Below are 5,440 nucleotides of genomic sequence, written 5' to 3'. Positions count from 1 at the left end.
CAGCTCGGGCTGGGCGGGGCTCATCGGGCGGAGGTCTTGACGCTGTGAATGACGGACTTGATGAACAGCGTCATCACGAAGGTGAGCCAGCCGGCGGTGGCCAGCAGATTGAACACCAGTATCTTGGGCGGCAGCCACCGGCCAAGCAAGGCCTCGAGCAGGATGTGCGCGGCCATGGCGAGCAGCAGTGGCAGCGCCAGGGTATGGATCCACATGTCGGTGCGCCGCTTGCGCACGTGATAGCGGCGCAGCAGATAGCGCAGAGGTTTGTGCGCCCAGCTGAACAGCAGCACGGCGCCGACCACGAACAGCACGGCGAGGGTGGGTTCGGTGCTGCCCTTGTGCATCGAGACGCTGATCGACCAGGCCAGCGCCAGCCACATCAATCCTTCGATGCTGGTGAGAATGTCTGCGTAGCGCCTGACGTTTTGCATGGGCGACGAAAGTCCTTCAACGGGTGACAGGGCGCCATGATACGACACTTGCAAAGCGCTGTGGACGACGGGGGCGGGATTTAGTGGCTCGATTCCTCCCGTGAAGCGTTTAGGTATACTAGCCGCCGCTACTTACGAGCGCTTTCATTCCCGCTGACACAGGATCGACCGTGGATTCCATTACCTTGACCCGCCCCGACGACTGGCATCTCCACTTGCGCGACGACGACGTGCTCAGGGCCGTGGTGAACCACACCGCCGCCCAGATGGGGCGTGCGATCATCATGCCCAACCTGAAGCCGCCGGTGACCACCACCGAACAGGCGCTCGCCTACCGCGAGCGCATTCTCGAGGCGCTCGACCCGGCTTATAGCTTCGAGCCCTTGATGACGCTCTATCTCACCGACACCACGACAGCAGAAGAGATCGAGAAGGCGGTGGCAAGCGGTGTGGTGAAGGCGGTCAAGCTCTACCCGGCCGGCGCGACCACCAATTCCGCCTCCGGCGTGACCGACATCACGCACTGCGATGCGGCCATCGCGATGATGGCCAGGCTCGGCATGCCGCTGCTCATTCACGGCGAAGTGACCGACGGCGAGATCGACATCTTCGATCGTGAGGCGGCGTTCATCGAGCGTGTCCTCAAGCCGCTGCTGGCGCGTCATCCGTCGCTCAAGGTCGTGTGCGAGCACATCACCACCCAGCAGGCGGCGGAGTTCGTCGCCGCCGGGCCCGACACCCTCGCCGCGACCATCACCGCGCACCACCTGCTGTTCAATCGCAACAAGATGCTGGCCGGCGGCATTCGCCCGCACTACTACTGCCTGCCGATCCTGAAACGCGAGCAGCACCGCCAGGCGCTGTTGAAGGCCGCGACCAGCGGCAGCCCCAAGTTCTTTCTGGGCACCGACAGCGCGCCGCACGAAAAGGGCGACAAGGAGTCGAGCTGTGGCTGTGCCGGTGCCTACACCGCGCCGGTGGCGATCGAGCTCTACGCCACTGCCTTCGAACAGATGGGGGCACTCGACAAGCTCGAAGCCTTCGCCAGCCTGAACGGCCCGCGTTTCTACGGCCTCGAGCCTAACGCCGACACCGTTACCCTGGAGCGACGCGAGCAGACGCTGCCGGCGCAGTATGGTTACGGCAACGGGCTTTCCATCGTGCCGCTGATGGCCGGCGAGTGCCTGGCGTGGACGATGAAGCGCTAGGGGCAGGAAAGGGAGGCAAGAGGCGCTCACCCAGCGAGCGCTTTTCAGAAGGAAATGCTTGAGTATCGAGCGCGGCCGAGGCCGCGCTCGATGCGTTTCAGGCGCGAGCGCCGAGCTCGATCAGCATCTGATCGACCATGCGCGAAGAGTGCTCTGCCGCGATCTCGAGGAACTGCTCGAAGGAGAGGTGGTTGTCGCCGGCGCCGGGAATGTCGGAAAGCGCGCGGGTGACCACGAAGGGGCAGCCGTAGAGATGGCAGGTCTGCGCGATCGCCGCCGCTTCCATCTCCACGGCGAGCATCGTGGGGAATTGTGCCCGGGTGGCGGCGACCCGCTCGGGGTCGGCCATGAAAGCATCGCCCGTGGCGATGAGGCCTTCGCGCACCTTCACCTCGCCAAGCGTGGCGATCGCGCGCTTGGCAACGTCACGCAAGCCAGCATCGCCGATGTAGGCCGCCGGCATGCCGGGCACCTGGCCGGGTTCGTAGCCGAATACCACTGCGTCGACGTCGTGGTGGCGCACTTCGCTGGAGATCACGATATCGCCGATATCGAGGTCCTCGGCGAACCCGCCTGCCGAGCCTGTGTTGATCACCGCATCCGGGCGATGGCGCTCGAGCAGGATGGCGGTGCCCACGGCAGCGTTGACCTTGCCGATGCCCGACTGCAGCACGATCACCTCGAGCCCGTGACGGGTGCCGACATGAAAGATGAAACCTGCGTGTTCGATACGCTGGGCGTTTTCCAGCTGGCCTGCGAGAATGGCGACTTCCTGGGCCATCGCGCCGATGATTCCGATGCGTTGCACTCGGCGTTACTCCTTGAATAGCGTTGAAATGAGGCGGGCGTGGACCGGATTGCTCAAGCGTCGTGGGCTTCGGCGGCTTCCAGAGTGTTTTCGAGCAGCGTGGCCACGGTCATCGGGCCGACCCCGCCGGGCACCGGGGTGATGAAGCTCGCCCGTTCCGCGGCGGCGTCGAAATCCACGTCGCCGACCAGGGTGCCGTCTTCACAGCGGTTGATGCCCACGTCGATCACGATCGCCCCGGGCTTGATCCATTCACCCTTGACGAGTCCGGGCTTGCCGACGGCGACGACCACCAGGTCGGCCCGGCGCACGTGCTCTTCCAGATTGCGGGTGAAACGGTGGCAGACCGTGGTGGTGCAGCCGGCCAGCATCAGCTCCAGCGCCATGGGGCGCCCCACGATGTTGGAGGCACCCACTACCGTGGCGTCGAGCCCGCGTACCTCGAGGCCGCTCTCGTCGAGCAGCGTCATGATGCCCTTGGGCGTACAGGGGCGCAGGGCCGGCAGGCGCTGGGCGAGACGACCGAGATTGTAAGGATGAAAGCCATCGACATCCTTGTCGGGAACGATGCGTTCGAGAATGGGGCCAGCATCCAGGTGTTCGGGCAGGGGCAGTTGAACCAGAATGCCGTCGACCTGCGGATCCTCGTTCAGGCGATCCACCAGGGCTTCGAGATCGTGCTGGGAGGTGTCGTGAGGGAGCTGGTGCTGGAACGACAGGATACCTGCCTGATCGCAGGCGCGGTGCTTGTTGTTGACATACACATGAGACGCGGGGTCGTCGCCCACCACCACAACGGCTAGTCCGGGAGCGCGGATGCCGGCCTGCTGACGGGCGGCGGTCTTCTCGGCAACGCGGTGTCGGACGTTAGCGGCGATGGTCTTGCCATCGATGAGTCGGGCGTTCATGTAGTGAGTCCTATGGAGTTTGGAAGCGAATCGATCCGGCGCTGCGCAGTGGCGGCGCTGACCGATCTGCAATTTTCGCATGTTGGGCCTGACAGGCAAAGCCACGATGCCCGCACGGGCTTTAAGTGTTGACTTTAAAATTAAAATCAGTAGTATGTGCCTCGCTTGAGACGGGCCAGGCGGTAGCGTCCAAGGCAAGCAATCGGGATGTAGCGCAGTCTGGTAGCGCGCCTGCTTTGGGAGCAGGATGTCGGGGGTTCGAATCCCTCCATCCCGACCATCTGCCTTTCGCGAAGGGTGACGATTGCTTTTCCCGACGTCAGCTGTGGTCAAGTGCTCATCGGTGTTCGGCGGTAGGAATGCTTCATGTGCGCCCATAGCTCAACCGGATAGAGCAACGGCCTTCTAAGCCGTAGGTTGCGGGTTCAAGTCCTGCTGGGCGTGCCACTCATCGTGGCCGCTGATGAACGCAAGTAGCAGGTGTGGTACCTTGGTTGTCATCGTTGGTGGATGTAGCTCAGTGGTAGAGCCCCGGATTGTGGCTCCGGTGGTCGTGGGTTCGATCCCCATCATCCACCCCAGCGATGAAACGAACAGGATGCTTCACTCAGGTAGTACCGGTCGTGGTGGATGTAGCTCAGTGGTAGAGCCCCGGATTGTGGCTCCGGTGGTCGTGGGTTCGATCCCCATCATCCACCCCATGACCTTCTCTCTTTTCTCCTCGTAACACTCCTTCTTTTCTTTCTCGTTTCCAATACCCTTTCTGCTTTCTGCTTTCTGCTTTCTGCTTTCTGCTTTCTGCTTTCTGCTTTCTGCTTTCTGCTTTCTGCTTTCTGCTTTTCATGCGGCTATTCTAGGTCTGTTACCTGGCGCTTCGATGGTGAAGGATTCTCGACGCTGATGCATAGGCGAATTTACTGTGCCTGTCTTTTTGGCGGTAAAATCGACTGATCGGACCCGAAATCGAGGAAAAAGAACCGTTCGATGGCTTCAATATAGTGGAAACCGCTGTGCAAATGGGTGCGGGTTGGTGATATTTTTCACTCTCTTTCAAAGGGTTATATCAACAAGTCACGAGCGGGAGAGTCGGCATGGTGCAGCGTAACGTAGTGGTGCTGGGGGCGGGTATGATCGGGGTGAGCATCGCCTGGCACCTGCAGAAGCGGGGTTGTCAGGTCACGCTGGTCGACCGGCGCCAGCCTGGACGCGAAACCTCCTACGGCAATGCCGGCATCATCCAGCGCGAAGCCGTTCGGCCCTACGCCTTCCCGCGGGACATGAAGACCATCCTGAGCGTGCTGCCCAACAAGCGGGTGGACATTCGCTATCGTCCCGGCGGCATGCTCAACGCCTTCTCGCCGCTTCTCAGCTACTGGCACAACTCCTCGTCCCGACTCTACAAGAAGATCGTTCCGGAGTACGCCTCCTTGATCAAGCTCTGCCTGAAGGCCCATGGCCCGATGATCGAGGCGGCCGGCGCCGATCATCTGGTGCGTCGTGAAGGGTGGCTCGAGATCTACCGTACCCAGGAGCGCCTCGACAAGCGGATCAAGGAAGCCGAGGAGGCGCTTGCGCTCTACGACGTGCACTTCAAGGTGCTCGACCGGGCCGCGCTTGAAACGAAGGAGCCCGATATCGGTGCCGACATCATCGGTGCGATCCACTGGCTCGACCCCTGGACCGTCGCCGACCCCGGCGCGCTGGTCGCCGCCTACGCCGATTCCTTCACGCAGATGGGGGGACGTATCTGCCGGGCGGACATCCAGCGCATCGCCCCCCGGGGTGAAGGGTTCGAGGTGGAAACCGATCAGGAGACCTTTGCCCCGGACGACGTGGTCATGGCGCTGGGCCCCTGGTCCGGGCAGTGGGCGCAGGAGCTCGGCTATTCGCTGCCCACCTTCGTCAAGCGTGGCTATCACATGCACTACGCCACGCAACCCGGCGTGAAGCTTCACTACTGGCTGATGGATGCGGAAATCGGCTACCTGCTGGCGCCGATGAACGCGGGCGTACGCTTGACCACCGGCGCCGAGCTCGACCGGCTGGAATCACCCGCCGACGAAGAGCAGCTCGAGGCGGCGG

Annotated in this window: 5 protein-coding genes and 4 tRNA genes; 6 read left to right on the top strand and 3 right to left on the bottom strand. The window is 62.6% G+C overall.

The genetic code is table 11. The annotated features are described in order from the left end of the window. Window positions 1-20: 20 nt before the first annotated feature. A complete protein-coding gene (locus BIS11_RS10035; RefSeq protein ID WP_253420758.1) occupies window positions 21-434 on the bottom strand; it encodes a hypothetical protein in 414 nt (137 codons plus the stop codon). A 170-nt stretch (window positions 435-604) separates the two neighbouring features. Here BIS11_RS10035 and pyrC point away from each other — a divergent pair, with 170 nt between their 5' ends. Further along, a complete protein-coding gene (gene pyrC, locus BIS11_RS10030; protein WP_253420757.1) occupies window positions 605-1,642 on the top strand; it encodes a dihydroorotase in 1,038 nt (345 codons plus the stop codon). 97 nt (window positions 1,643-1,739) lie between these two features. Here the strand turns inward: pyrC and mtnN are convergent, their stop codons facing one another. Continuing rightward, window positions 1,740-2,450 (bottom strand): 5'-methylthioadenosine/S-adenosylhomocysteine nucleosidase, encoded by a 711-nt coding sequence (gene mtnN, locus BIS11_RS10025; RefSeq protein ID WP_253420756.1) that lies wholly within the window; start codon window positions 2,448-2,450, stop codon window positions 1,740-1,742. Between the two features lie 53 nt (window positions 2,451-2,503). After that, window positions 2,504-3,358 carry a bifunctional methylenetetrahydrofolate dehydrogenase/methenyltetrahydrofolate cyclohydrolase FolD gene (folD, locus tag BIS11_RS10020; RefSeq protein WP_253420755.1) on the bottom strand — a complete coding sequence of 285 codons (855 nt, stop codon included), beginning with the start codon at window positions 3,356-3,358 and terminating at the stop codon, window positions 2,504-2,506. 203 nt (window positions 3,359-3,561) lie between these two features. Here folD and BIS11_RS10015 point away from each other — a divergent pair. The 5 genes from BIS11_RS10015 to BIS11_RS09995 form a co-directional block, all read left to right on the top strand. After that, window positions 3,562-3,638 (top strand) — tRNA-Pro (locus tag BIS11_RS10015). Between the two features lie 90 nt (window positions 3,639-3,728). Next, a tRNA-Arg gene (locus BIS11_RS10010) sits at window positions 3,729-3,805 on the top strand. A 59-nt stretch (window positions 3,806-3,864) separates the two neighbouring features. Continuing rightward, window positions 3,865-3,939, top strand: a tRNA-His gene (locus tag BIS11_RS10005). A gap of 45 nt (window positions 3,940-3,984) precedes the next feature. Further along, a tRNA-His gene (locus BIS11_RS10000) sits at window positions 3,985-4,059 on the top strand. Window positions 4,060-4,452: 393 nt separating this feature from the next. Continuing rightward, window positions 4,453-5,440: FAD-dependent oxidoreductase (locus BIS11_RS09995; protein ID WP_253586001.1), on the top strand; the 988-nt coding region annotated here is incomplete at its 3' end.

The organism is Halomonas sp. 707D4 (assembly GCF_024158685.1).
Lineage (GTDB): Bacteria > Pseudomonadota > Gammaproteobacteria > Pseudomonadales > Halomonadaceae > Vreelandella.
This window is presented reverse-complemented; position numbering and strand designations above follow the sequence as displayed.

Excerpts from the sequence above, each read along its gene's own strand:
- folD (WP_253420755.1), bottom strand. The coding sequence starts at position 3,358 with ATGAACGCCCGACTCATCGATGGCAAGACCATCGCCGCTAACGTCCGA.
- BIS11_RS10035 (WP_253420758.1), bottom strand. The coding sequence starts at position 434 with ATGCAAAACGTCAGGCGCTACGCAGACATTCTCACCAGCATCGAAGGA.